Here is a 25954-nt window from a genome sequence, read left to right on the forward strand (position 1 = left end):
CTTTTGTATCAGCAGGGTACCGGGTTATCGGTAAAAAGATAAGGGAGGAAAATGCGGAAACGGTTATTGCATCAGCGCGGCCGCAGGCGCAGTTGCTCTCTTTTAGGCAGCCCGTCTACGACCAGATTCCATGAGTCATTTATCAAATCGTTGAGTAGCGAGACGGTGATATCCTCGCCCGCATAGACTGAAATCCAGTGTTTCTTATTCATGTGATAGCCAGGCGCAATGCTGGGGTAAATTTGTTGATTTACCAGGGACTTTTGGGGATCCGACTTCAGGTTCACCACTGGGCGACAGTGATGTTCAGTGAACAGCATGAATATTTTGCCGCCGACTTTAAACACATCGTACTGTGGGCCGAAAGGCCAGCAGTGTTCGGTAAAAGGCAGTTCCAGCGCAAAGCGTTTTGCCCAGGCGTGCAGTGTTTGACCGTCCATTATTGCTCCTCGCGAGTCAGCGCGCGCCACATGGCTTCGAATCCCAGCGCAATATATTCGCCAGCGCGAGCGGGATCGCGCGCGGCGAAATCCATTGTTGTTTCAGCCAGCGCCAGAAAAAGGCCGTCGCCGAAGGCGCGGTACTCATCCGACATAAACACCATCAAAACGGAACGATGACATAAATCGCGCAATTCGGGGAACATATCGTCGGCCCGTTGTTCCGTCTCTTTGGTGAGCTTTTCGCTGACGGCCAGTTGACGGATCGCCCGATGGCGCGCGGGATGGTTCAGACCCCAACTGATGTAACTGTTCCAGATAAAACGAGTCATCATTTTGGCATCGGTAATGGATCGATCCAGCTCCATTATCATTGACTGGCAGAGATCCTGCTTTAAATGCAAATACAACGTGTTAATCAGCTCATCTTTGGTCGCGAAATAGCGAAACAATGTTCCTTCTGCAACACCTGCGTTACGCGCAATCACCGCCGTTGAGGCGGCGATACCGGATTGCGCTATCGCCTGGGTTGCCGCTTCCAGTAATGCTTGTTTTTTGTCTTCACTCTTCGGACGAGCCACTACACGTTACCCTTATGTCTGGAAAAACATGATTGAATCATGCCCGTTGTCGCGTCGCAACGGTGAATGTCAACCTTTGAAAAGTACCTTGACGGCGTATCTTTGCTTTCTATAATGAGTGCTTACTCACTCATAATCAAGGGCTGCCGCATGAAGTGGTAGAAAAGCATATTGCAGGCCATGCGATAAGCCGTCTCACAATTTGTGTGGTTATTACTATGCTTATTGCTGTTGCCGTAAATGTGCGGTGCGGGAGCCGCTGACGAGTTTGATAGAGGGGAGAGCACGATGACCATTTCCGCTCAGGTTATCGACACGATTGTCGAGTGGATTGATGATAATTTGAATCAGCCGTTACGTATTGATGATATTGCCCGTCATGCGGGGTATTCCAAGTGGCACCTGCAGCGCCTTTTTATGCAGTACAAAGGGGAGAGTCTGGGGCGCTACGTGCGTGAACGGAAGCTAAAACTGGCGGCGCGCGACCTGCGCGACACCGACCAGAAGGTGTATGATATTTGTCTCAAGTATGGTTTTGATTCGCAGCAAACCTTTACGCGCATTTTTACCCGCACGTTCAACCTGCCGCCAGGCGCTTATCGTAAAGAAAAGCATGGTCGTACGCATTGAAATGTTTAATCGGCCAGCGAAAACCAGCGCCGCCAGATAAAACGAATGACATAATATTCCAGCGCGCCGAGCAACAGAAACCATAAACAAAACAACAAAGTATAAAGCTGGTTGAGATCCATAAGATGAAAGATCCCGACCAGTTTTTGCGCCAGCGCAAGGCCGAGCGAAGGGGCGGGCAGCAGCAGGCTGGAGAGCAACGCCATCAGCAAAATACCGGCAGCGGTCATCAATGATTCAAGCGGGTGTTTCATGGCTTTGTTAAACGTAAGTTAAAACGCCATTGTCCGGGATATCGCCTGGTAAGGCAAATATGCTGTCTATTGTCCCGCCCAGATTTCACAATGTTTTTGTACCAGGCCTATCAGCGATCCGCCGTCGGCAATAAACTCCCGCATATATTGCGCTTCGTTACCGCCTTTTTTCACCTGCAGACGTAGCGCGTCAATGGCGCTGTCGGCGCCCAGCTTGCGCGCTGAGGGGGTAACGTTATCCAGCAGACGCAGCGTATCATCTGCCAGGCGACGGCGGTCGCCGGTATAGACATCGATTAGCACGCCCTCCAGACCATAGCGGCAAGCCTGAAAACGGTTGAATTTATATAACAGATAGTCTTGTTCCTGCGGTTTAAAGGGACGCTCGGTCAGCAGCCAGTGCGCGGTCGCCTGAATCAACCCTGCCATATTGATGGCATGATCAAGGGTGAGCGGCGTATCCATCACCCGAACTTCTACCGTGCCAAAGGCCGGGCTGGGGCGGATATCCCAGTGCAAATCTTTGATGCTGTCGATCATCGTGGTGTAAGACAGGCGACGAAATAGTCCGGTAAACTCTTGCCAGTTACTGACCCACGGCATGGGGCCGTTATCGGGAAAAGCGGAAAAAATATTCAGGCGCGCGCAGGCAAAACGGGTGTCAGATCCTTGCATATAGGGAGACGCGGCGGAGAGCGCAATAAAGTGCGGCACAAAATGCGACAGCCCGTGTAAAAGATAAATCGCATCGTCGCCATTCGCGCAGCCGACATGGACATGCTGGCCGAAAACCGTCGCCTGTTGAATTAAGTAGCCGAAATTTTCCAGCGTGCGTTGATAGCGCTCATTATCACAGACCTCCTGACTCTGCCATTTTTGAAAAGGGTGCGTACCGCCGCCGCAAATGCCGAGATGGTGTTCCGACGCCGCCTGTAAAATAACGTGCTGCATGGCAGAAAGTTGGGCCGCCGCCTGGTCAATATCGCGGCAGACGCCCGTGGCCATCTCCAGCATACTTTCGGTGATATCGTGCTTAATTTCTCCCGCAGTAAGTTGGGGCTTAACGGCGTCGATCAGCGTAGAAGAGTCCTGACTTAAATCGTAGCCAGGTGGATTGATCACCTGCATCTCCAGCTCAATACCAAGCGTATAAGGTTCAGAAACGTGAAAATCATTCAGCGCCATAGCGATCTCATTTATCGGGGGATTGCGCTAAGTATAGAAGCGGGAGCGCTCCTGTCGTGGGGAAAGCGCGTTATTGCAGAAACAAGAGTAATAACGCTATTGCTACGTTGAAACCATTCTGTACGGACGGTACGTTCAGCCATCATGGCGGCAAAGGCTGGCAGCAGATGTAACGAGATGTGCGTGGCAGTAAGCGAGGTAACTTTTGCGCTATTGAATCCCGGGAGCGTGACGCGGTCTGAAAAGGCTTTATAAACGCTCTCCTTGGCGGAGAAAGCCAGCGTCAGGGCAATCGGAAAAGGGAGCGAGCTCGCCTGGAGAATTTGGCGCTCATCGCTATCAATAATGGACGGCGCCAGCTCTGTCGCCGTGTGTTGACTCATGATTTTTTCTATATCAATGCCAATACGCTGTCGGGATATGACGGCCAGCGCCGTTGTCGCACAGTGGCTGATGCTGCCAAATAGGCCGTCCGGCCATAGCGGCTGTCGCTTGTCGCCAATACCGGGCACTGTCCTGACGCCCACCTCGCGTAGCGCATGAACGGCGGCGATGCGGCCTGCCAGATGTTCAGCTTTACGCTTGCGTCCGGCAGACCGGAGCCGATCGTGATGAGGCAGCCATAGCAGGTCGTGTTCGTGAAAGCTGCTCGCATCAAAGTCGACGATATGCAGCCTGTGTCCGGCAAAGGGAAGGGGAAAATGAGATGTCCGCATCGTTTTTTGCTAATTCCCTCCCCGAATGAGGGAGGGAAGGTTGCCATCAGAAATGGGTATTAATGCTCATATACCACGTACGTCCCGGTTCGTTATAGGTGTACGCGCCAGCACCCGCCATATAAGCGCCAGTTTGCGTATCCCTGACGGTTTGCGCGTTACCTTCACGCCACAGACGTTTGTCAAAGAGGTTATCCACGCCACCGGTCAGGCTGACATTTTTGGTCACGTCCCAGGTCGCGCTCAGGCCAACAATACTGTATGGGCTGACCGCTTGCTTATCTGTTCCGGTAACGGGGTTACCCTGATAATCATATTTCTTCGGCTCTTGTTTGCCGTACCAGGTGAAGGTCGATTGCAGAGAAATGTCCTGACGTACCTGCCAGCTCAGGGTTGAGTTAAGCGTGTACTGTGGAATGATCGACAGGCGTTCGCCGGTCTCTTTGTTTTTGCTCTGCAGCATATACGTAACGTTATTCGTCCAGTTGACGGTGTCGCTAACCGGTACGTTTAACGTGCCTTCCAGACCTTCAACGACCGCTTTCGGCACGTTCTCCCACTGATAGACATCCGTTTTGCCGTTGTTGATACGCTGCAACGGCACCGTACCCGCTTCGATCTTATTGCGGTAATCATTGCGGAACCAGGTGATGCCGGCCAGCCAGCCATCGCGTTTAAATTCCAGACCGATCTCTTTATTGATGCTGGTTTCGGCTTTCAGATCATCGTTACCCATCATATAGCAGCCGATGCCGGTACCCGCGCCAGTCGCGTAGCAACCCTGACCTTTACTGTACAAAATATAGTTTGGGTTAGTCTGGTACAGACTCGGGGCTTTATAAGCGCGGGCGATTCCCATTTTCAGGGTAAAGTCATCCCCCAGACCTTGCGACAGGTTGAGGGACGGGCTCCAGTTATCCCCCACAATACTGTGATGATCGAAACGTAGCCCCGGCGTCAGCATGGTGCTGTCGGTCAGTTCCATGTTGTTTTCAGCAAACAGAGAGAAAATTTCCGCTTTTGAATAGGGGCTACGATTGGTACTGCTGTAACCCGGGATATTTCCCCCCATAAAGGTTTGCGAGTTGGAGAGCTCGTCTTTCATACGCTGTTGGGCCCATTCGGTACCCAGCGTCAGGTTTTGATTGACCAGCAGATCGAAAGGAAGGCTCACTTCGCTGTGTAGGGTGACGTCATTCAAATCGGCATCGGCATATTTTTGCGATGCTTTGGGATCGAAAATTCCTTCGGTGCCGCCTGCCAGGCCTTCCGGCATCCGGGAGTTACGGGTATGTTCGTATTGCACCCAGTTACTGGTGGTTACGCCATTATTCCAGCCGCCGTTCCAGGTCAGAGAGTAGTTCTGCCGATAGAGGCGGTTCGTCTCTTTTCCGTAATTATCTTTCACTAGTTGGTTCGTATTGGTGTTCTGAGTATCACCGGCATAGAGGTTGCCCTGGCGACTGTAACTGGCCTCCAGCTCCAGAGACTGAAGCGGAGCAAAATCCCAACGAACCACGCCGTTGATATCTTTGTTAATGACCCCCTCGCGTCCGGCTGGTAACGTGTCGGCGTAACTCCCGGTACGTTCAGACTGATGCCCCTGGTTAATATTACGCGCATCCGCCTGCGTTTTGTCGAGGTTGCCATACAGACGGAAGCTGAAATCCCCGCCCAGCGGGCCGTTCAGGCTAAAGTTAGTGCGTTTGGTCGCGCCTTCGTCTTTATGTTCCGGCGCGTTGAAATAGGTATTCCAGGAACCGTGCCACTCGCTACCGCCTTTTTTGGTAATGATATTGACCACGCCACCCGCCGCGCCGTTACCGAAACGTGCAGCGGCAGGGCCACGCAGCACTTCAATGCGTTCGATCATCTCCGGCGGCACCCACGCGGTATCGCCGCGGGTATCGCGTTCGCCGCGCCAGCCCAGGCGCACCGAGTTACGGCTGGTGACGGGTTTACCGTCTATCAGGATGAGGGTGTTTTCCGGCCCCATGCCGCGAATATCGATTTGGCGGTTATTCCCGCGCTGACCGCTGGTGGAGTTGCCGGTCAGGTTTACGCCCGGCATGGTGCGGATGATTTCTGACACGTCGCGCGCGGGCGGATTTTTGCGGATCTCATCGGCGGTGATGGTGGATACGCCTGGCGCCTGTAGGTTTTGCTGGGCAGCGGTCACCACGATGGTGTCTTCATTGGTGAGCGCAGCGCTATCGGTTTTGTCTTCCGCCATCACGGGCAGAGCGGCCCCGTAAATCCCTAAATTGACCAGTAAGGTCAGGGAATGAATCTTCTTGTTCATTGTATATCCTGCTTTTCTTTAGCCACATAAGCCAAAGCGCCCGTCAAAGGCATTGGCCGGGTGGTGAAATTGTGTTCGCGCGTCCCATAGCGCGACAATACGCTATTGCAAATGCAAATAGTTATCAATAATATTATCAATATATTTCACCTTTTATATACAAAATTCATAATAAACACAGGGTTATAATGAAAGAGGCGCTGGCAACGGGAAGTGAGGCCTGGTGGAGGACGAAAACCGGGCCGGAATGGATACGGGAAAAAGACGGAAATTATCGGGTCACTTTTTGGTGGCGCGACCCGCAGGGAAACGAAACACACTCCCCGATACGGCGTGTCTGGGTCTACATCACTGGCGTAACCGATCATCATCAAAACGCGCAGCCTCAGACGATGGCGCGTATTGCCGGAACGGATGTCTGGCGCTGGAGTACGGTGCTTAGCGCTAACTGGCGCGGCAGCTACTGTTTTATTCCTACCGAACGCGATGACGTTTTTGCCGCTTTTGCGCCGGGCGAAACGCCCGATCGGAACGTGCTGCGTGAAGGCTGGCGACAGCTATTACCGCAGGCGATTGCCGACCCGCTTAATTCGCAAAGCTGGCGGGGAGGGCGTGGTCATGCGGTTTCAGCGCTGGAAATGCCGGATGCGCCCCTTCAGCCGGGATGGGATCGTCCTGAAACGCCGTACTCGCCGCCTTTGATGATGCAGTGGCATAGCGCACGTCTGGGTAACTCCCGCCGCGTATGGATATTGACGACCGGAGACGAGGCGCCGGAGGAAAGACCGTTGGCTATTCTGCTGGACGGTCAATTCTGGGCAGAAAATATGCCCGTCTGGCCCGCGCTCGCCTCGCTGACTCATCAACGCCTGCTTCCCGGTGCCGTCTACCTGCTGATTGACGCGATTGATACTCAACACCGCAGCCAGGAGTTGCCCTGCAATGCCGACTTCTGGCTGGCGGTGCAGCAGGAACTGTTGCCGCAAGTCAGAGCCGTGACGCCTTTTAGCGATGATGCCGGGCGAACGGTGGTCGCCGGACAGAGTTTTGGCGGCCTGTCGGCGCTGTATGCCGGCCTGAACTGGCCGACGCGTTTTGGCTGTGTACTGAGCCAGTCAGGATCGTTCTGGTGGCCTCATCGCATCACCCCGCCGGAGGGGGAAGTCATTACCCGGCTGAAAACCGGCGCATTATGCGCGCGCGGACTGCGTATCGTACTGGAAGCCGGCGTGCGTGAGCCGATCGTGTTTCAGGCGAATCAGGCGCTTTATGCCCAACTGAATACTTCGCAGCAGTCCATTTTCTGGCGTCAGGTTGACGGCGGACACGATGCGCTTTGCTGGCGCGGCGGGCTAACGCAAGGGCTGATGCTGCTTTGGCAGCCGCTTATCGACACGCTTTAACCGGGCACATGTCCATGACAGGAGTTGAGTATGGAGTTCAGTAATCCCTTCGATAATCCGCAGGGACAGTTTTACATCCTGCAAAATGCGCAGCGTCAATTCAGCCTTTGGCCAGCGGCATGTGCGCTTCCCGCAGGCTGGGACGTGGTATGCGAACCGCAATCGCAGGACGCGTGCCAGCAGTGGCTTAATACGCGCTGGACAACACTGAATCCGGCGCATTATGCCGATAAGCAGGAGGCGAAATGACGCAGCGTTTACCGTTAGTCGCCGCCCAGCCGGGGATCTGGATGGCGGAAAAACTCTCTGATTTACCCTCCGCCTGGAGCGTGGCGCACTACGTGGAACTGAATGGCGAGCTGGATGCCCCCTTGCTGGCAAAAGCGGTAGCGGTAGGGATGCAACAGGCGGATACGCTACGGATGCGTTTTACCGAAGAGAACGGCGAGGTCTGGCAATGGATAGATCCTGAGCACACCTTCGGCGAGCCCCCGATTGCCGATTTACGCGACCATCCCGATCCGCATCACGCGGCGCTGGCGTTAATGCAGGCGGATTTACGGCAAAACCTGCGCGCAGATAGCGGTAAGCCGCTGGCGTTTCACCAGTTAATCCGCATTGATGATACCCGCTGGTATTGGTATCAGCGCTATCACCATTTGCTGGTGGATGGCTTTAGTTTCCCGGCGATAACCCGCCAGATTGCGGCGATTTATCGTGCCTGGCAGAGCGACGCCCCTACGCCGGAGTCGCCTTTTACCCCCTTTGCGGATGTGGTCGAGGAATATCAGCGCTATCGCCAGAGCGAGGCCTGGCAGCGTGACGGCGCCTTCTGGGCGCAGCAGCGCCGCGAGCTGCCGCCGCCGGCGTCAATTTCTGCCGCGCCGTTGCCGGGGCGGTCGGCGAGCGCGGATATTCTGCGTATGAAATTGAGCGCGCCGGCGGGGGCGTTTCGCCAACTGGCGGCGCACATGCCTGAGATACCGCGAGCGGATCTTGCCCTGGCGCTGGTGACGTTGTGGCTGGGACGATTATGCGGGCGAATGGATTATGCCGCCGGGTTTATCTTTATGCGGCGGATGGGCTCGGCGGCGTTAACGGCGACCGGGCCTGTCCTTAACGTGTTGCCGCTGGCGGTTAACCTTTATGCGACGGAAGATCTGCCAACGCTGGCGAAGCGTCTGGCGGTGCAGTTAAAGAAGATGCGCCGCCACCAGCGTTACGACGCCGAACAGATTGTACGCGATAGCGGGCGAGCTGCAGGGGAAACGCCGCTATTTGGCCCGGTGCTCAACATAAAAGTATTTGATTATCATCTGGATCTTCCTGGTATACAGGCGCAAACCCATACCCTGGCGACGGGGCCGGTTAACGATCTTGAACTGGCGCTTTTTCCGGATGAAAACGGCGGTCTGGATATTGAATTGCTGGCGAATGCACAGCGTTACGATGGCGCCACGCTCTCCCGCCATGCCTTACGGTTGATGGCGCTTATCACACAGTTTGCGGATAACCCGGCGCTGTGCTGCGGCGATGCGCAAATGCTGCTGGCGGAAGAACAAACGCAATTAACACACCTTAATAATACGGCGGTAACGATTCCCGCCGCCACGCTTAGCGATTTGGTGGCGCAGCAGGCGCAAAAAACGCCAGAGGCTTCCGCGTTGGCAGATGCGCATTATCACTTTACCTACCGTGAAATGCGCGAACAGGTTGTGGCGCTGGCGTACGCGCTGCGGGAACGCGGCGTTCAGCCTGGCGATAGCGTGGCGGTGGCGTTGCCGCGGTCGGTTTTCCTGACCTTAGCGCTGCATGGCATTGTCGAGGCGGGCGCCGCCTGGCTGCCGCTGGATACCGGTTATCCTGACGATCGGCTGCGAATGATGCTGGAAGATGCGCAGCCGAAACTGTTAATTACGACTCAGGCGCAGCTGGCGCGCTTTCACGATATTCCGGGGATGGAATATTTGTGTTATAGCCAACCGCTACCGGCCAGTGACGCCACTCCGCTGGGGCTGTCGTTACCGCATCATACCGCTTACATCATTTTCACCTCTGGTTCGACGGGCAGGCCGAAAGGGGTGATGGTGGGACAAACGGCGATAGTCAACCGGTTGCTGTGGATGCAGGATCACTATCCGTTGACGGCGGATGATGTAGTAGCGCAAAAAACGCCGTGCAGTTTTGACGTCTCAGTATGGGAGTTTTTCTGGCCGTTTATCGCCGGGGCGAAACTGGTGATGGCTGAACCGGAAGCGCACCGCGATCCGCTCGCGATGCAGCGGTTCTTTGCGCAATACGGCGTCACGACCACTCATTTTGTGCCGTCGATGCTGGCGGCCTTTATTGCCTCGCTCACGCCAGCGTCGGCTGGGAAAAGCTGCGCTTCCTTAAAGCGCGTTTTCTGTAGCGGCGAGGCCCTGCCGACGGCGCTGTGCCGCGAATGGGAGACGTTAACCAACGCGCCGCTACACAATCTGTACGGGCCAACGGAGGCCGCGGTGGATGTGAGCTGGTATCCGGCCTGTGGCGATGAGCTGGCGGCTGTTGACGGCAACAGTATCCCGATTGGTTATCCCGTCTGGAATACCGGTTTACGTATTCTCGATGCGCATATGCAGCCGGTGCCGCCGGGCGTGGCTGGCGATCTCTATCTTACCGGTATCCAACTGGCGCAGGGCTATCTGGGGCGTCCGGATCTTACCGCCAGCCGTTTTATCGCCGATCCTTTTGCGCCAGGCGAACGGATGTACCGTACCGGAGATGTGGCGCGCTGGCTGGATTCCGGCGCGGTGGAGTACCTGGGGCGCAGCGACGATCAGCTCAAAATTCGGGGGCAACGTATTGAACTGGGCGAGATTGACCGCGTCATGCAAACGCTGCCGGATGTTGAACAGGCGGTAGCACATGCCTGCGTCTTTAATCAGGCGGCGGCGACGGGCGGGGATGCCCGGCAACTGGTCGGCTATCTGGTGTCGCACTCTGGTTTGCCGCTGGATTTACCGGCGCTGCAGGAAAAATTACGCCAAAAACTTCCCGCGCATATGGTGCCGGTTGTGTTGTTGCAACTTGCCGGTTTGCCGCTTAGCGCTAATGGCAAGCTGGATCGCAAAGCCCTGCCGCTGCCGGACCTGACGCCGCGCGTGAAAGGGCGTGCGCCGCAGTCCGCAACGGAGATTGCTGTCGCCGCGGCGTTTTCCCGCCTGCTGGGCTGTGAGATTAATGATGTTGAAAGTGATTTCTTTGCGCTGGGCGGACACTCGCTGCTGGCGATGAAACTGGCCGCGCAGCTAAGCCAGACGTTTAACCGCCAGGTGACGCCGGGGCAGGTGATGGTGGCGTCTGACGTGGCGCAGTTAAGTAAGCTGCTCGATACTGACGATGACGAACGCTCGCGCAATCTGGGGTTCGGGCCGCTGTTGCCGCTGCGTGAAAGCGATGGTCCAACGTTATTTTGTTTCCATCCGGCGTCGGGGTTCGCCTGGCAATTTAGCGTATTATCACGCTATCTCAGCCCGTCGTGGTCGATTATGGGGATTCAGTCGCCGCGCCCCGCTGGCCCTATGCAAACCGCAACCACCCTTGATGAGGTATGTGAACATCATCTGGCGACTTTGCTCGCCCGGCAGCCGCATGGCCCTTATTATTTATTAGGCTATTCGCTGGGCGGGACGCTGGCGCAAGGGATCGCCGCCCGGTTGTGCGCGCGCGGCGAAACCGTGGCGTTTTTGGGGTTACTGGACACTTGGCCGCCGGAAACGCAAAACTGGCGGGAAAAAGAGGCGAATGGCCTCAATCCGGACGTATTGGCGGAAATTGAACGTGAACGCGCTGCGTTTGTCGCCGCGCAGCAGGGAAATGCCTCCGACGCCTTATTTACCGCCATTGAAGGCAATTATGCGGATGCCGTCCGTTTGCTGACGACGGCGCATAGCGTACCGTTTGATGGACATGCTACGCTCTTTGTGGCGGATAAAACGGTGCCGGAAGGCGTATCGCCTGAACAGAGCTGGTCGCCGTGGATAGCTTCTTTGGCTATTTATCGCCAGCCGTGCGCGCATGTAGATATTATTTCTCCCTCCGCTTTTGAAACTATCGGGCCCATCATCAGCGAACTTATTAATAAATAACGGGCGTTGTTTCTGCCTTTAACAAATTAAATCCTGAAACCCATAATAATGACTAATTATTATGGGTTTTTTATTGCAACTATTAATTCTTTTAACATAAGTGATACATGCTACAGGCAAGTTTAATTCCGAATATTTAGCTTTTCGGGCACTGGCGCGTAAAGATTGTTTCGGATAATTCTGACTTGCTGTTAGAATCTCTGACAGGAATGTGTTCTTTCATTGGATAAAGTTTTCAGGTCATACGGCATGCCATCTCTTAATGTAAAACAAGAAAAAAATCAGTCATTTGCAGGTTACTCACTGCCGCCCGCCAACAGTCATGAAATCGATTTGTTTAGCCTTATAGAGGTGTTATGGCAGGCGAAACGTCGTATTCTTGCTACCGTTTTCGCCTTTGCGTGCGTGGGGTTGCTTCTGTCCTTTCTGCTGCCGCAAAAATGGACCAGCCAGGCGATTGTCACACCGGCGGAGTCGGTACAGTGGCAGGGGCTGGAGAGAACGTTGACCGCGCTGCGCGTGTTGGATATGGAGGTAAGCGTTGATCGGGGCAGCGTATTTAATCTGTTTATTAAAAAGTTTAGCTCGCCCTCGCTGCTGGAAGAATATCTTCGTTCTTCTCCGTATGTCATGGATCAATTAAAAGGCGCGCAAATAGACGAGCAGGATCTTCACCGGGCGATTGTCCTGCTGAGCGAAAAAATGAAAGCGGTGGACAGTAATGTCGGCAAGAAAAATGAAACGTCGTTATTCACGTCGTGGACGCTGAGTTTTACCGCGCCGACGCGGGAAGAAGCGCAAAAAGTGCTGGCTGGCTATATTCAGTACATCTCCGATATCGTCGTGAAAGAGACGCTGGAAAATATTCGTAACCAGCTGGAAATCAAAACCCGCTATGAGCAGGAAAAGCTGGCGATGGATCGGGTGCGTCTCAAAAATCAGCTTGATGCCAATATTCAACGTCTTCATTATTCGCTGGAAATCGCCAACGCCGCCGGTATTAAGAGACCGGTTTACAGCAATGGTCAGGCGGTAAAAGATGATCCGGATTTTTCTATTTCTCTCGGCGCGGATGGTATTTCCCGCAAACTGGAAATTGAAAAAGGGGTAACGGACGTGGCCGAGATCGACGGTGATTTGCGTAACCGTCAATACCATGTTGAACAACTGGCGGCAATGAATGTGAGTGACGTGAAGTTTACCCCGTTTAAATATCAACTGTCGCCGTCTCTGCCAGTGAAAAAAGATGGCCCGGGTAAAGCCATCATTATTATCCTGGCGGCGTTGATTGGCGGTATGATGGCCTGCGGCGGCGTATTACTGCGTCACGCGATGGTCTCGCGTAAAATGGAAAACGCGCTGGCGATAGATGAACGGTTAGTCTGATTTACCCGAAAAGCCGGATAGCGATATCCGGCTTTGTCATCTGTGTGGGCGACTATCGCCGCCCCAGCGGTACCACCAGCGGCGTCCCGGCAACCGGATCGTCGATAATCATACAGCGCAGCCCATAGATTTTTTCGATAAGCTCTGCGGTAACAATCTCTTTCGGCGCGCCCTGCGCGACAATGTTACCTTCGCGTAATGCAATCAAATGCGTGGCGTATCGGCAGGCCTGATTCAGGTCGTGCAGGACGGCGGCGAGCGTATAGCCTTTTTTGCGGTTGAGATCGCTTAACAATTCCAGCAAATCAATTTGATGGCTAATATCCAGCCACGTTGTCGGCTCATCCAGCAGCATGATGGACGTTTCCTGCGCCAGTACCATGGCTATCCACGCCCGCTGACGTTGGCCGCCGGACAGAGTATCTACGCTTTGCGTCGCCAGTGAGGTGATACCTGTTGCACGCATGGCACTGGCGACGGCGTCGGCATCTTCCTTGCGCCAGCGGGTAAATAACGGCTGATGCGGATACCGCCCTCTGGCGACCAGCTCTTGTACGGTGATATCGCCCGGCGTGGTGGCGTTTTGCGCCAGCAATCCGATGCGCCGCGCCACCTCTTTACTGGCGTAACGCTGTATTTGTTCGCCATCCAGCCAGACATGGCCGTCAACAGGCGTCATCAGACGGCTTAGCGTACGTAGCAACGTCGACTTGCCGCAGCCGTTAGGGCCGATGATGGCGGTAAAATGGCCGTCCGGAATCGAAACATTAAGGTTTTTTGCGACGGTATAGCTGCCATAACCCAGCGTTAACTGGTCGCCGCGCAAACGGGCTACGGATTCGGTCATTTTTTGCGGGACTCCTGAATTAACAAGACGATAAGGTAAATACCGCCGAGGCTGACGGTGACCACGCCCACTGGAAGCTGATAAGGCATAAACAGTTGCTGCGCGCACGCATCGGCGGCCAGTAGTAATAACGCGCCGCACAGCGCCGACTGGGTTAATCCCCAGCGCGCTGTGCCGCTAAGACGACGGGCGATGTGCGGCGCGACAAGGGCAATAAACGAGATGGGGCCAGCCAGTGCCGTTGCAGCAGCGGTGAGCGACACCGCCACCAGCATCAGCATCAGGCGTGACCGCTCCACGCTAACACCCAGCGCGCAGGCGCTGTCATCGCCCATCTCCAGCAGCCGCATACGACGCACCAGTAGCGCGGCGCCTGTCAGCATTACAATAATCAGCGGCGCCGAAGGCCAGGTTTTTGCCCATGTCAGACCGTTGAGCGACCCGGCGTTCCATAAGCCGGCGGTGAGCGCCGTTTCCAGCGACGCCTGCAACAGAAGCCAGGTATTAAAGGCGACTAACATCGCGCGGATGCCGATACCGATGATAATCAGCCGGAAAGTTTCAATCCCGTTACGCCAGGCGAGCAGCCAGACAATCAATGACGTGACGATACCGCCCGCCATTGCCGCCAGCGCGATCGCGGTAAAATGCTGGCCAAACAGGACCATTGCGACCAGTACGCCGCTCCAGGCGCCGGTATTAAAGCCCATTACATCAGGGCTGCCTAGCGGGTTACGCATCAGCGACTGAAAAATCGCGCCACTGACGCCAAGCGCAGCGCCAATCAGCAACGCCATTAATACGCGCGGTAGTCGCCATTCGGTTACGACAAGGGTGATGTTACGCGGCGCGTCGCCCAGCAGCGCGGCAATAATCTGCCCGGTCTCAAGAGGCACGGCGCCGCTTTGCAGGCTCCATAAGCCAATGGCGAAGCAGCCAGCCGCCAGAAGCAGGCAACTTACGATAAGCCGACGAGAAAGAAACATCACAGGCCGCCTCCGTTCGATTTACGGCGTACCAGAAAGATAAGTACCGGCGCGCCGATAAACGCACTGACAACCGATACGCGGAGTTCGCCCGGCACCAACAGACGACCAATAATATCGGCAAAAAGCAGCAGAGCAGGGGTTGCCAGTAGCGTCACTGGCAGCGACCAGCGGTGGTCTGCGCCCACCAGCCAACGCGCCATATGCGGCATCATCAGACCAATAAAGGCGATAGGGCCGACCAGCGCCGTTGCGCTGCCGCACAAGACGGTAATCGCCAGTAAACCGATAAGTTGGGTGCGCGCCACTTTACTCCCCAGCGCCGTCGCGGTATCGCTGCCGAGGCTCAGGCTGTTCAGCGCACGGCTCAGAAATAGCGCCACGATCCCAGCGATAACCACGGGCGCAAGCGCGACTTTCAACGTTTGCAGGCTGCGAATGTCCAGCGATCCCGCCTGCCAGAAGCGAAGCTGGTCATAGACCTCTGGATTTAACAGCGCGATGCCGCTGGTCAGTCCTTCCAGTACCGCGCCAAGCGCCACGCCCGCCAGTGTCAGGCGGACCGGGCTTAACTGGCCGCCGCCCTGACTACCGGTGAAGGCGACAATCAGCGATGCGATAAGCGCGCCGCTAAATGCCATGAAAAGCTGCTCCAGCGGCGTGGAGAAACCAAACAGCGCCGCGCCCAGTACAATGGCGAAGCTGGCGCCGTTGTTAACGCCCAGAATCCCCGGGTCGGCGAGCGGGTTACGAGTGAGTGTTTGCATGAGCGCCCCGGCGAGGCCCAACGCGCCGCCTGCCAGTAATCCGGCCAGCGTACGCGGCAAACGCGCATCCAGGACGATGGTGCAATCGGCGCTTTGGCACACGCCGGTGAACGCCTCTAGCACGACGGCGGCGGGCAGCGGTTTCGCGCCAATGACCAGGCTTAAAACCGCGGCGAGACTCAGTAATAACAACAATCCGGGCACGGCAAACGCGCGCGTCACGGAAAACGAGCATGACATAGTAACTTCCCTGATAATGATAGTAATTATCGTTATCTATCTTATTTGGTTATGTTAGCATGTGCAGCCATTGAATGGATATTTAAAAAAACTCGCATTAAGGCGTTGTAATGAATCGACAATCCTGGCTGCTCAATCTCAGCCTGTTGAAGACGCACCCTGCATTTCGCGCAGTATTTCTGGCCCGTTTTATCTCTATTGTCTCGCTGGGGCTGCTTGGCGTGGCGGTTCCGGTACAGATCCAAATGATGACGCACTCCACCTGGCAGGTAGGACTGTCGGTAACGTTAACCGGCGGCGCCATGTTTATTGGCTTAATGGTGGGCGGTGTACTGGCCGATCGCTACGAACGCAAAAAGGTGATTCTGCTGGCGCGCGGTACTTGCGGTATTGGCTTTATTGGCCTGTGCGTGAACGCGCTGTTGCCGGAACCCTCATTGCTGGCGATATATCTCCTTGGCCTGTGGGACGGCTTTTTCGCGTCTCTGGGCGTGACCGCGTTACTGGCGGCGACGCCAGCGCTGGTCGGAAGAGAAAATCTGATGCAGGCTGGCGCGATTACCATGCTGACGGTACGTCTGGGATCGGTTATTTCCCCGATGTTGGGGGGCATATTGCTTGCCAGCGGCGGTGTAGCCTGGAACTATGGGCTGGCGGCCGCTGGGACGTTTATTACGCTATTGCCGCTACTGACGCTGCCGCGACTGCCTGTTCCTCCGCAGCCGCGGGAAAATCCTTTTATCGCGTTACTGGCGGCATTTCGTTTTTTGCTCGCCAGTCCGCTTATCGGCGGTATTGCGCTGCTTGGCGGTCTGGTGACGATGGCAAGCGCGGTACGCGTCCTCTATCCGGCGCTGGCGATGAGCTGGCAGATGTCGGCGGCGCAAATCGGTTTGCTGTATGCGGCAATTCCGCTGGGGGCGGCCATTGGCGCGCTGACCAGCGGACAACTGGCGCATAGCGTTCGTCCGGGGCTCATTATGCTGGTTTCGACAGTCGGTTCTTTTCTGGCGGTGGGGCTGTTCGCCATCATGCCGGTCTGGATCGCAGGTGTTATCTGTCTGGCGCTGTTTGGCTGGCTTAGCGCCATCAGTTCGTTATTACAATACACCCTGCTGCAAACCCAGACGCCGGAAAATATGCTGGGGCGAATGAACGGCCTGTGGACCGCGCAAAACGTCACGGGAGACGCTATCGGCGCGGCGCTGTTAGGCGGTCTTGGCGCAATGATGACGCCGGTCGCTTCCGCGAGCGTGAGTGGATTCGGGCTGGTGATTATCGGTTTGTTGCTGCTGTTAGTGCTGGGCGAGCTACGCCGTTTTCGCCAGACGCCGCCGGTTAGCGATGCTGGCTGATGAAGGGGCGTTTATCCGACTGACCAAATCGGTCTGGTCAGTCGGATAAGACTCCGATAAGGCTAAAACAGGGCGGCAAGCCGGTTAAGCAACAATGTTGCGCTGTAATAATCCAGACGGAACGTCTCCGTACCCAGGGCATAGACGCGCTTATTTTGCACCGCTGGCAGGTGCGCCAGCAGCGGATTGGCGTAAAGGGCCGCGACATCTTTGTTGTCGCCGGCAAACAGGAAAAGAGATTCGCCGTTTAACCCGGCGGCCAGATTTTCACCGCCAAGCTGAATGATATCGTGGCGCTTACCCTGGCTTTTGCTGGTTTGCAGCCCTCGGGGCAATGTCGCCAGCGTAAAGCCTAACTGCGTCAATAGCTTGCCTTGTGCTGATTCTGGCGTCCACAGATTGGCGCTATGCGCGGCAGGGGTATACACCAGCGCGCTAACCGGCTGCGGCGGCAGGGCGATTCGCTGTTTAACCGTCGTCAGTTGCGCCTCAAATTCCGCTATTCGCGCGGCGGCCTGTTTCTCCTGACCGGTGATCTCGCCAAGCTGCGTGAGCAAACTCTGCCAGCTTTTATCGTCATAATTGATGACGAGCGTCGGCGCGATAGCGGAGAGCTGATCGTAAAGCGCCAGCGCGGAGTCGCCGCCGGTGGCGCTAATCAAAATGAGATCCGGCATTTGCGCGGCGACCGTTTCGGCATTCGGTTCGCCGATGTACAGCCGGGCGACATGGCGAGCCTTTGCTACGTCGCTCCACTGGCGCATAAACCCTTGATCGTCGGCAAAGCGGTTATTCGGCGTAGTGGCTCCGCTGGCGACGACGGGCGCATCAATCGCCAGCAGCGAGCCTGTCAACGTCACGCTGGTAGAGACGATACGCGCGGGTTTGTGGTCCAGAGTATGAACGCCGCGGCTGTCCTGAATTTGCCGGGGCCAACCGGCGTCCTGGGCTAAGGATATTCCTGAAATTGATAAACCAACCACTAAAAGCAGCCAACGATAAAAGGCGGGGAGTCTCACAATAGCGTCCTGTTATTAATAAAGTTAATGCTTCTCATTTTCATGTCAGCGGCAGCGAGATGCAAGCCTTAGTGCCATTTAACTCATGACCAGAGTTGACAGAGCGACGTTTTACTCTTAGGTTAGTGCACTAAAAATAGAAATAATAATCATTATTATACACAAAATCATTCAAGAAGCATCGCAACGGCAAGGGAAGAAATCCCCGCGAGCATAGATAACTGTGTGACCGGGGTTTCTGATCGCAGCCAACAAAGAGGCAGCTTGAAAGATGAAGTGTATATAAGCCTTTATCATTGGAGGATGATATGGATATGTCACTGGCCGAGGACGCTCAGGAGACAATGGCAACGCTTGCTCCCGATCGCTTTTTCTTCATGTCGCCGTATCGCAGTTTTACCACTTCCGGGTGCTTCGCCCGTTATACCGAGCCTGCGGTTGCCGGCGATTCGCCGGATAGCCCTTTCCAGCAGAAATTGCGCCAGCAGTTTGCCGAGGCCAAATCGCAGGGCATCGCCAACCCTATCCTGGTGGGGGCGATCCCCTTTGATACTCGTCAGCCGTCGTCGCTATTTATCCCGATGGCGTGGCAGTCCTTTTCCCGCCAGCAAAAGCAGCGCACGGCGCGTTATTTTACTGACCATCAGTCGCTGACGGTGACGGCGCGAAAGGCGATTCCGGAGCAGGATGCTTTTGAAGCGATGGTCGCACGCGCGGCTATGCTGACCGCCACGCCAGACGTCGATAAAGTGGTGCTTTCCCGGCTGATAGATATCACCACTGATGTGGCGGTGGATAGCGGAGCATTGCTGGAGCGGCTGGTTGCGCAGAATCCAGTTAGTTACAACTTCCATGTGCCACTGGCGGATGGCGGCGTTCTGCTGGGCGCCAGCCCCGAATTGCTGCTACGCAAAGAGGGCGAGCGGTTTAGTTCGCTGCCGTTAGCAGGCTCGGCACGTCGACAGCCGGATGACGTTCTGGATCGCGAAGCGGGAAACCGACTGCTGGCTTCACAAAAAGATCGCCATGAACATGAGCTGGTGACGCAGGCGATGAAGCAGATCCTGCGCGATCGCAGCACGGAACTGCAATTACCTTCCTCTCCGCAGTTGATCACCACGCCGACGCTATGGCATCTCGGTACGCCGTTTGAGGGCAAGGCCAACGCCGGAGAAAACGCGCTGACGCTGGCCTGTCTGCTGCATCCAACGCCTGCGTTAAGCGGTTTCCCTCATCAGGTCGCGAAAAAGCTGATTGCTGAACTGGAACCGTTCGATCGTGAACTGTTTGGCGGCATTGTCGGCTGGTGCGATGCCGAAGGAAACGGCGAGTGGGTAGTGACGATTCGTTGTGCGAAATTGCACGGTAATCAGGTGCGCCTGTTCGCTGGCGCCGGGATTGTCCCTGCCTCTTCGCCAGTCGGCGAGTGGCGGGAAACCGGCGTCAAGCTCTCTACGATGTTGAACGTTTTTGGACTGCATTAAGGAACGATGATGCGTATACCTTTCACCCGTTGGCCGGATGAATTTGCCCGCCGTTATCGTGAAAAAGGCTACTGGCAAGACGTGCCGTTGACCGATATTCTGACCCGCCACGCTGGCAGCGACAAGACGGCGGTCATTGAAGGCGAGCGCGCATTCAGCTATCGCCAGCTCAACCAGGCCGCAGATAATCTGGCCTGCAGTTTACGCCATCAGGGCATCAAACCTGGCGAAACCGCTCTGGTGCAACTGGGGAATGTACCGGAACTGTATATCACCTTTTTCGCCCTGTTGAAGCTTGGCGTAGCGCCCGTTCTGGCGCTGTTTAGCCATCAACGTACCGAACTTAACGCCTATGCGATGCAGATCGCGCCGACGCTGGTGATTGCCGATCGCCAACATACGCTGTTCGCCGGGGAGGACTTTCTCAACACGTTTGTGGCTGAACACCGCTCTGTGCGGGTGGTGTTATTGCGCAACGACGACGGCGATCACAGCCTGGACGCGGCGATGCGGCAGGCGGCGGAAGATTTCACCGCCACGCCATCACCTGCTGACGAAGTGGCCTACTTTCAGCTTTCCGGCGGTACTACCGGCACGCCAAAGCTTATTCCCCGTACCCATAACGACTATTACTACAGCGTGCGCCGCAGCAATGAGATTTGCGGTTTCAACGAGGAGACGCGTTTTCTGTGCGCGATTCCCGCCGCGCATAACTACGCCATGAGTTCGCCGGGCGCGCTGGGCGTTTTTCTCGCCAAAGGAACGGTAGTGCTGACGACCGATCCTAGCGCCACGCTCTGTTTCCCGCTGATCGAAAAACACCAGATTAATGCCACGGCGCTGGTGCCGCCCGCGGTCAGTCTATGGCTACAGGCTATCCAGGAGTGGGGCGGCAATGCGCCGCTGGCGTCATTAAGGTTATTGCAGGTTGGCGGCGCGCGGCTTTCTGCGACGCTGGCCGCCCGTATTCCGCCTGAAATTGGCTGTCAGTTGCAGCAGGTCTTCGGCATGGCGGAAGGGTTAGTGAACTATACCCGGCTGGACGATAGTCCGGAACGGATTATCAATACCCAGGGAAGACCCATGTGTCCGGACGACGAAGTGTGGGTGGCGGATACCGACGGGAATCCACTGCCGCCGGGCGAGATTGGTCGTCTGATGACGCGCGGCCCCTATACTTTTCGCGGCTATTTCAACAGTCCGCTACACAATGCCAGCGCCTTTGACGCCAACGGTTTTTACTGTTCCGGCGATCTGATCTCCATTGATCAAGACGGTTACATCACCGTTCACGGGCGTGAAAAAGATCAGATCAATCGGGGCGGCGAGAAGATAGCCGCCGAAGAGATAGAAAACCTGTTACTACGCCACCCGGCGGTGATCCATGCGGCGCTGGTCAGCATGGAAGATGAACTGCTGGGGGAAAAAAGTTGCGCATATCTGGTGGTAAAAGAGCCGCTGCGAGCGGTACAGGTTCGCCGTTTCCTGCGAGAGCAGGGCGTGGCGGAATTTAAATTACCGGATCGCGTGGAGTGCGTTGCGTCACTGCCGCTGACGCCGGTTGGTAAAGTCGATAAAAAACAATTACGCCAGCGGTTGGCGTCACGTTCACCGCTCTGAAGGAGAAAGAGAGATGGCAATCCCGAAACTACAGTCTTACGCGCTGCCCACCGCACTGGATATCCCGACCAACAAAGTGAACTGGGCATTTGAGCCGGAGCGCGCTGCGCTGCTCATCCACGATATGCAGGATTACTTTGTCAGCTTTTGGGGCCGTAACTGCCCAATGATGGACCAGGTGATTGCTAATATCGCCGCCCTGCGCCAGTACTGTAAGGAACATCATATCCCGGTCTATTACACCGCTCAGCCGAAAGAGCAAAGCGATGAAGATCGCGCGTTACTCAATGATATGTGGGGACCGGGACTGACGCGCTCTCCGGAACAGCAGAAGGTGGTAGAAGCCTTAACGCCGGATGAGGCGGATACGGTGCTGGTGAAGTGGCGCTATAGCGCGTTTCACCGCTCGCCGCTGGAACAGATGTTAAAAGATACCGGACGCAATCAGCTCATCATTACCGGCGTGTATGCGCATATTGGCTGTATGACCACCACTACCGATGCGTTTATGCGCGACATTAAGCCGTTTATGGTGGCGGATGCGCTGGCGGATTTCAGCCGGGAAGAGCATCTGATGGCGCTGAACTATGTGGCGGGGCGTTCAGGTCGCGTCGTCATGACTGAATCGCTGCTGCCGACGCCGGTTCCTGCCAGTAAAGCGGCGCTGCGGGCGTTGATTCTGCCGTTGCTGGATGAGACCGACGAGCCGCTGGATGATGAAAACCTGATTGATTATGGCCTGGATTCAGTACGCATGATGGGGCTGGCAGCGCGCTGGCGTAAAGTACACGGCGATATCGACTTCGTGATGCTGGCGAAAAACCCGACCATTGACGCCTGGTGGGCGCTGCTTTCTCGCGGGGTAGAGTAATGACCGGCCTTGATTTTTCAGACAAAACGGTATGGGTGACCGGGGCGGGGAAAGGGATCGGTTACGCGACGGCGCTGGCGTTTGTTGACGCCGGGGCGCGGGTGATCGGCTTCGATCGCGAATTTACGCAAGAGAATTATCCCTTTGCTACCGAAGTCATGGATGTGGCGGATGCCGCACAGGTTGCGCAGGTGTGCCAGCGTGTGTTGCAAAAAACGACGCGGCTGGATGTGCTGGTCAACGCCGCCGGTATTTTGCGTATGGGAGCGACCGATGCGCTTAGCGTCGACGACTGGCAGCAGACGTTTGCGGTCAATGTGGGCGGGGCATTTAACCTGTTTTCGCAGACGATGGCGCAGTTTCGCCGTCAGCAGGGAGGGGCGATTGTCACCGTAGCCTCAGATGCGGCGCATACGCCGCGCATCGGTATGAGCGCCTACGGCGCCTCTAAAGCGGCGCTGAAAAGCCTGGCGCTAACCGTAGGGCTGGAGCTGGCGGGCTGCGGGGTGCGCTGTAATGTGGTGTCGCCTGGTTCGACTGACACCGATATGCAGCGCACGTTATGGGTGAGTGAAGATGCCGAACAGCAGCGTATTCGCGGTTTCGGCGAACAGTTTAAGCTCGGCATACCGCTCGGTAAAATCGCCCGTCCGCAGGAGATAGCCAATACCATTTTGTTTCTTGCCTCCGATCTGGCCAGCCACATTACCTTGCAGGATATCGTGGTGGACGGCGGTTCAACATTGGGAGCCTGACGATGATCTGGAAACGGCATTTAACGCTGGATGAATTGAACGCTACCAGTCAGAACACGCTGGTGGCGCATCTGGGCATTGTTTACACCCGTCTGGGCGATGACGTGCTGGAGGCGGAAATGCCTGTCGATGCCCGCACTCATCAACCGTTTGGTCTGCTACACGGCGGCGCATCGGCAGCGCTGGCGGAGACGTTAGGATCAATGGCGGGTTATCTGATGACCCGCGACGGGCAGTGCGTGGTCGGGACCGAGTTAAACGCCACCCACCACCGCGCCGTCTCGCAGGGGAAAGTACGCGGCGTTTGCCTGCCGCTGCATCTGGGGCGGCAGAAACAAAGCTGGGAAATTACGCTCTTTGACGAGCAGGGGAGGCGCTGCTGCACCTGTCGCCTGGGAACGGCGGTAATGGGATAGTTCTGGCAAAGTAAAATGCAATTGCAGCGTCAACGAAGAAAGGAAGTGATCTGGTTAACACTGTAATGTAAAAAATGGGTAACGATACGGTTTTATCATGTTGTTGTGTTGTTAATTACGGTAAAGGTGTTATAGAAACAAAATGTAACATCTCTCTGGAACACCCAAACGGACAACAACTATGAATAAATCAGGGAAATACCTCGTCTGGACAGCGCTCTCAGTATTGGGTGCGTTTGCCCTGGGCTATATTGCGTTAAATCGTGGGGAACAGATCAACGCGCTATGGATCGTGGTGGCGTCGGTCTGTGTCTATCTTATTGCGTATCGTTTTTATGGGCTCTATATCGCCAAAAAAGTGCTGGCGGTTGACCCAACGCGTATGACGCCCGCGGTACGTCATAATGATGGTCTGGATTATGTCCCGACCGATAAGAAAGTGCTTTTTGGTCACCATTTTGCGGCCATTGCTGGCGCAGGTCCGCTGGTCGGGCCGGTACTGGCGGCGCAGATGGGCTATCTGCCGGGGATGATCTGGCTGCTGGCGGGCGTCGTGCTGGCGGGAGCGGTGCAGGACTTTATGGTGCTGTTCGTCTCGACCCGGCGCGATGGGCGTTCGCTTGGCGAGTTGGTTAAAGAGGAGATGGGCGCGACGGCAGGGGTGATCGCGCTGGTAGCCTGCTTTATGATCATGGTGATCATTCTGGCCGTCCTGGCGATGATCGTGGTGAAAGCGCTGACCCATAGCCCGTGGGGAACGTACACTGTCGCGTTCACTATTCCACTGGCGATTTTTATGGGCATCTACCTGCGTTATCTGCGTCCGGGGCGCATCGGCGAGGTGTCGGTCATTGGGCTGGTATTTCTTATTTTCGCTATTATTTCCGGCGGATGGGTGGCGGCAAGCCCAACCTGGGCGCCGTACTTTGATTTTACTGGCGTGCAGCTTACCTGGATGCTGGTGGGGTATGGTTTTGTCGCGGCGGTACTGCCGGTCTGGCTGCTGCTCGCGCCGCGTGATTACCTCTCTACCTTCCTGAAAATTGGTACGATTGTCGGTCTGGCGGTCGGGATTCTGATCATGCGTCCGACGCTGACTATGCCGGCGCTGACCAAATTTGTTGATGGTACCGGACCGGTCTGGACGGGCGACCTGTTCCCGTTCCTGTTTATTACCATTGCCTGCGGCGCGGTCTCCGGTTTCCATGCGCTCATTTCCTCCGGCACGACGCCGAAGATGTTGGCCAACGAAGGCCAGGCCTGCTTTATCGGCTACGGCGGGATGTTAATGGAATCTTTCGTCGCCATTATGGCGCTGGTCTCCGCCTGTATTATCGATCCGGGTGTTTACTTTGCGATGAATAGCCCGATGGCGGTACTGGCGCCAGCGGGGACAGCGGATGTCGTAGCTTCTGCCGCGCAGGTGGTCAGTAGTTGGGGGTTCGCTATCACGCCGGATACGTTACACCAGATTGCCAATGAAGTCGGCGAACAATCCATTATCTCCCGCGCAGGCGGTGCGCCAACGCTGGCGGTAGGGATGGCCTACATTTTACATGGCGCGTTGGGCGGCATGATGGATGTGGCGTTCTGGTATCACTTTGCCATTCTGTTTGAAGCGCTGTTTATTCTGACGGCGGTGGATGCGGGTACCCGTGCGGCGCGCTTTATGTTGCAGGATCTGTTGGGCGTAGTGTCGCCAGGGCTGAAACGTACCGATTCGCTGCCAGCGAACCTGCTTGCTACGGCATTGTGCGTGCTGGCGTGGGGGTATTTCCTCCATCAGGGCGTGGTCGATCCGTTGGGCGGTATTAACACCTTGTGGCCGCTGTTTGGCATCGCTAACCAGATGCTGGCGGGCATGGCGCTGATGCTTTGCGCCGTGGTACTGTTCAAAATGAAGCGTCAGCGTTATGCGTGGGTCGCGCTGGTGCCAACGGCCTGGCTGCTGATTTGTACGCTGACGGCGGGCTGGCAGAAAGCGTTTAGTCCGGATGCGAAAATCGGCTTCCTGGCCATTGCCAATAAGTTCCAGGCGATGATCGACAGCGGCAATATTCCGCCGCAGTACACCGAATCGCAGCTCGCGCAATTGGTATTCAATAACCGTCTGGATGCCGGGCTAACCATCTTCTTTATGGTGGTGGTCGTGGTGCTGGCGGTCTTCTCTATTAAGACGGCGCTGGCCGCTCTGAAGATTGATAAACCGACGGCGAATGAAACGCCGTATGAGCCGATGCCGGAAAATGTGGATGAGATCGTGACGCAGGCGAAAGGCGCGCACTAATCTTTTTACATCAATAGCCCTCTCCAGAATAAGGAGAGGGCATTTGAATGACAGGTGACAACGATGTTCGATACGCTTTCGAAAGCCGGAAAATATCTGGGACAGGCCGCAAAAATGATGATTGGCGTGCCAGACTACGACAACTATGTTGAGCATATGCGCATAACGCATCCGGATCAGACGCCGATGACCTATGAAGAATTTTTCCGCGAGCGGCAGGATGCGCGCTATGGTGGAAAAGGCGGCGCGCGTTGCTGCTGAGGGTTGCCAGGCCTGATAA

At 55.8% G+C, this 25954-nt stretch carries 23 protein-coding genes; 13 read left to right on the top strand and 10 right to left on the bottom strand.

The genetic code is table 11. The features are described 5' to 3' along the window. Window positions 1–71: 71 nt before the first annotated feature. A complete protein-coding gene (locus tag J4728_RS04450; RefSeq protein WP_000348999.1) occupies window positions 72–440 on the bottom strand; it encodes an MmcQ/YjbR family DNA-binding protein in 369 nt (122 codons plus the stop codon). Further along, window positions 440–1021 (bottom strand): TetR/AcrR family transcriptional regulator, encoded by a 582-nt coding sequence (locus tag J4728_RS04455; protein WP_000113609.1) that lies wholly within the window; start codon window positions 1019–1021, stop codon window positions 440–442. Before J4728_RS04455 ends, J4728_RS04450 begins: the two co-directional genes overlap by 1 nt. A gap of 288 nt (window positions 1022–1309) precedes the next feature. Between J4728_RS04455 and J4728_RS04460 the strand changes: the two genes are divergently transcribed. After that, complete coding sequence (locus tag J4728_RS04460) at window positions 1310–1651, top strand: RamA family antibiotic efflux transcriptional regulator (RefSeq protein WP_000155633.1); 342 nt, start codon at window positions 1310–1312, stop codon at window positions 1649–1651. Between the two features lie 5 nt (window positions 1652–1656). Here the strand turns inward: J4728_RS04460 and J4728_RS04465 are convergent, their stop codons facing one another. From J4728_RS04465 to J4728_RS04480, 4 genes are all read right to left on the bottom strand, one after another. Then, window positions 1657–1905, bottom strand: a complete 249-nt coding sequence (locus J4728_RS04465; RefSeq protein ID WP_000682497.1) for a DUF1158 family protein — start codon at window positions 1903–1905, stop codon at window positions 1657–1659. A gap of 66 nt (window positions 1906–1971) precedes the next feature. Next, window positions 1972–3090, bottom strand: coding sequence for a YbdK family carboxylate-amine ligase (locus tag J4728_RS04470; protein WP_208211290.1), 1119 nt, complete (start codon window positions 3088–3090; stop codon window positions 1972–1974). 11 nt (window positions 3091–3101) lie between these two features. Next, window positions 3102–3806: an enterobactin synthase subunit EntD gene (gene entD / locus J4728_RS04475; protein ID WP_208211293.1), complete on the bottom strand. Its 705-nt coding sequence runs from the start codon at window positions 3804–3806 to the stop codon at window positions 3102–3104. 46 nt (window positions 3807–3852) lie between these two features. Continuing rightward, the gene (locus tag J4728_RS04480) at window positions 3853–6108 is read right to left on the bottom strand and encodes a TonB-dependent siderophore receptor (RefSeq protein ID WP_208211296.1); all 2256 of its coding nucleotides are present in this window, start codon (window positions 6106–6108) and stop codon (window positions 3853–3855) included. 188 nt (window positions 6109–6296) lie between these two features. Between J4728_RS04480 and fes the strand changes: the two genes are divergently transcribed. The 4 genes from fes (at window position 6297) to wzz(fepE) (ending at window position 13027) form a co-directional block, all read left to right on the top strand. Next, window positions 6297–7511, top strand: a complete 1215-nt coding sequence (gene fes, locus J4728_RS04485; protein WP_208211299.1) for an enterochelin esterase — start codon at window positions 6297–6299, stop codon at window positions 7509–7511. A gap of 30 nt (window positions 7512–7541) precedes the next feature. Next, entirely contained in the window at window positions 7542–7760 is a 219-nt protein-coding gene (locus J4728_RS04490) for an MbtH family protein (RefSeq protein WP_000396006.1), read from the top strand. After that, window positions 7757–11641: an enterobactin non-ribosomal peptide synthetase EntF gene (entF, locus tag J4728_RS04495; protein WP_208211302.1), complete on the top strand. Its 3885-nt coding sequence runs from the start codon at window positions 7757–7759 to the stop codon at window positions 11639–11641. Before J4728_RS04490 ends, entF begins: the two co-directional genes overlap by 4 nt. 249 nt (window positions 11642–11890) lie before the next feature. Beyond that, a complete protein-coding gene (wzz(fepE), locus tag J4728_RS04500; RefSeq protein WP_001139584.1) occupies window positions 11891–13027 on the top strand; it encodes an LPS O-antigen length regulator Wzz(fepE) in 1137 nt (378 codons plus the stop codon). Between the two features lie 52 nt (window positions 13028–13079). Here wzz(fepE) and fepC read toward each other — a convergent pair whose 3' ends face one another. Genes fepC through fepD form a run of 3 tightly spaced genes read right to left on the bottom strand, consistent with a single transcriptional unit; the run spans window position 13080 to window position 15867 of the window. After that, window positions 13080–13874 carry an iron-enterobactin ABC transporter ATP-binding protein gene (gene fepC / locus J4728_RS04505; RefSeq protein WP_208211305.1) on the bottom strand — a complete coding sequence of 265 codons (795 nt, stop codon included), beginning with the start codon at window positions 13872–13874 and terminating at the stop codon, window positions 13080–13082. Continuing rightward, a complete protein-coding gene (gene fepG / locus J4728_RS04510; protein ID WP_208211390.1) occupies window positions 13871–14860 on the bottom strand; it encodes an iron-enterobactin ABC transporter permease in 990 nt (329 codons plus the stop codon). The genes fepC and fepG overlap by 4 nt, the downstream gene beginning before the upstream one ends. Beyond that, entirely contained in the window at window positions 14860–15867 is a 1008-nt protein-coding gene (gene fepD / locus J4728_RS04515; protein WP_001277879.1) for a Fe(3+)-siderophore ABC transporter permease, read from the bottom strand. The genes fepG and fepD overlap by 1 nt, the downstream gene beginning before the upstream one ends. Before the next feature lie 110 nt (window positions 15868–15977). Here fepD and entS point away from each other — a divergent pair, with 110 nt between their 5' ends. Next, a complete protein-coding gene (gene entS, locus J4728_RS04520) occupies window positions 15978–17222 on the top strand; it encodes an enterobactin transporter EntS (protein ID WP_001081661.1) in 1245 nt (414 codons plus the stop codon). Between the two features lie 62 nt (window positions 17223–17284). On the opposite strand, the gene fepB is transcribed toward entS, so the two are convergent. Next, a complete protein-coding gene (fepB, locus tag J4728_RS04525) occupies window positions 17285–18241 on the bottom strand; it encodes a Fe2+-enterobactin ABC transporter substrate-binding protein (protein ID WP_001238992.1) in 957 nt (318 codons plus the stop codon). A gap of 308 nt (window positions 18242–18549) precedes the next feature. On the opposite strand from fepB, the gene entC reads away from it, so the two are divergent. The 7 genes from entC (at window position 18550) to J4728_RS04560 (ending at window position 25935) form a co-directional block, all read left to right on the top strand. Then, window positions 18550–19725 carry an isochorismate synthase EntC gene (entC, locus tag J4728_RS04530; RefSeq protein ID WP_000367601.1) on the top strand — a complete coding sequence of 392 codons (1176 nt, stop codon included), beginning with the start codon at window positions 18550–18552 and terminating at the stop codon, window positions 19723–19725. 9 nt (window positions 19726–19734) lie between these two features. Beyond that, on the top strand, window positions 19735–21345 hold the full coding sequence (entE, locus tag J4728_RS04535) for a (2,3-dihydroxybenzoyl)adenylate synthase EntE (protein WP_208211392.1): 1611 nt from the start codon (window positions 19735–19737) through the stop codon (window positions 21343–21345). Between the two features lie 13 nt (window positions 21346–21358). Further along, a complete protein-coding gene (locus J4728_RS04540) occupies window positions 21359–22216 on the top strand; it encodes an isochorismatase (protein WP_208211308.1) in 858 nt (285 codons plus the stop codon). Next, window positions 22216–22971 (top strand): 2,3-dihydro-2,3-dihydroxybenzoate dehydrogenase EntA, encoded by a 756-nt coding sequence (entA, locus tag J4728_RS04545; RefSeq protein ID WP_023238690.1) that lies wholly within the window; start codon window positions 22216–22218, stop codon window positions 22969–22971. The genes J4728_RS04540 and entA overlap by 1 nt, the downstream gene beginning before the upstream one ends. 2 nt (window positions 22972–22973) lie before the next feature. Next, window positions 22974–23387, top strand: a complete 414-nt coding sequence (gene entH, locus J4728_RS04550; RefSeq protein WP_208211311.1) for a proofreading thioesterase EntH — start codon at window positions 22974–22976, stop codon at window positions 23385–23387. A gap of 181 nt (window positions 23388–23568) precedes the next feature. After that, window positions 23569–25674: a pyruvate/proton symporter CstA gene (cstA, locus tag J4728_RS04555; protein WP_001043108.1), complete on the top strand. Its 2106-nt coding sequence runs from the start codon at window positions 23569–23571 to the stop codon at window positions 25672–25674. 63 nt (window positions 25675–25737) lie between these two features. Then, window positions 25738–25935 carry a YbdD/YjiX family protein gene (locus tag J4728_RS04560; protein WP_000460619.1) on the top strand — a complete coding sequence of 66 codons (198 nt, stop codon included), beginning with the start codon at window positions 25738–25740 and terminating at the stop codon, window positions 25933–25935. The last annotated feature ends 19 nt before the right edge of the window (window positions 25936–25954 follow it).

The organism is Salmonella sp. 32070601201500089SM (assembly GCF_017573605.1).
Lineage (GTDB): Bacteria > Pseudomonadota > Gammaproteobacteria > Enterobacterales > Enterobacteriaceae > Salmonella > Salmonella enterica.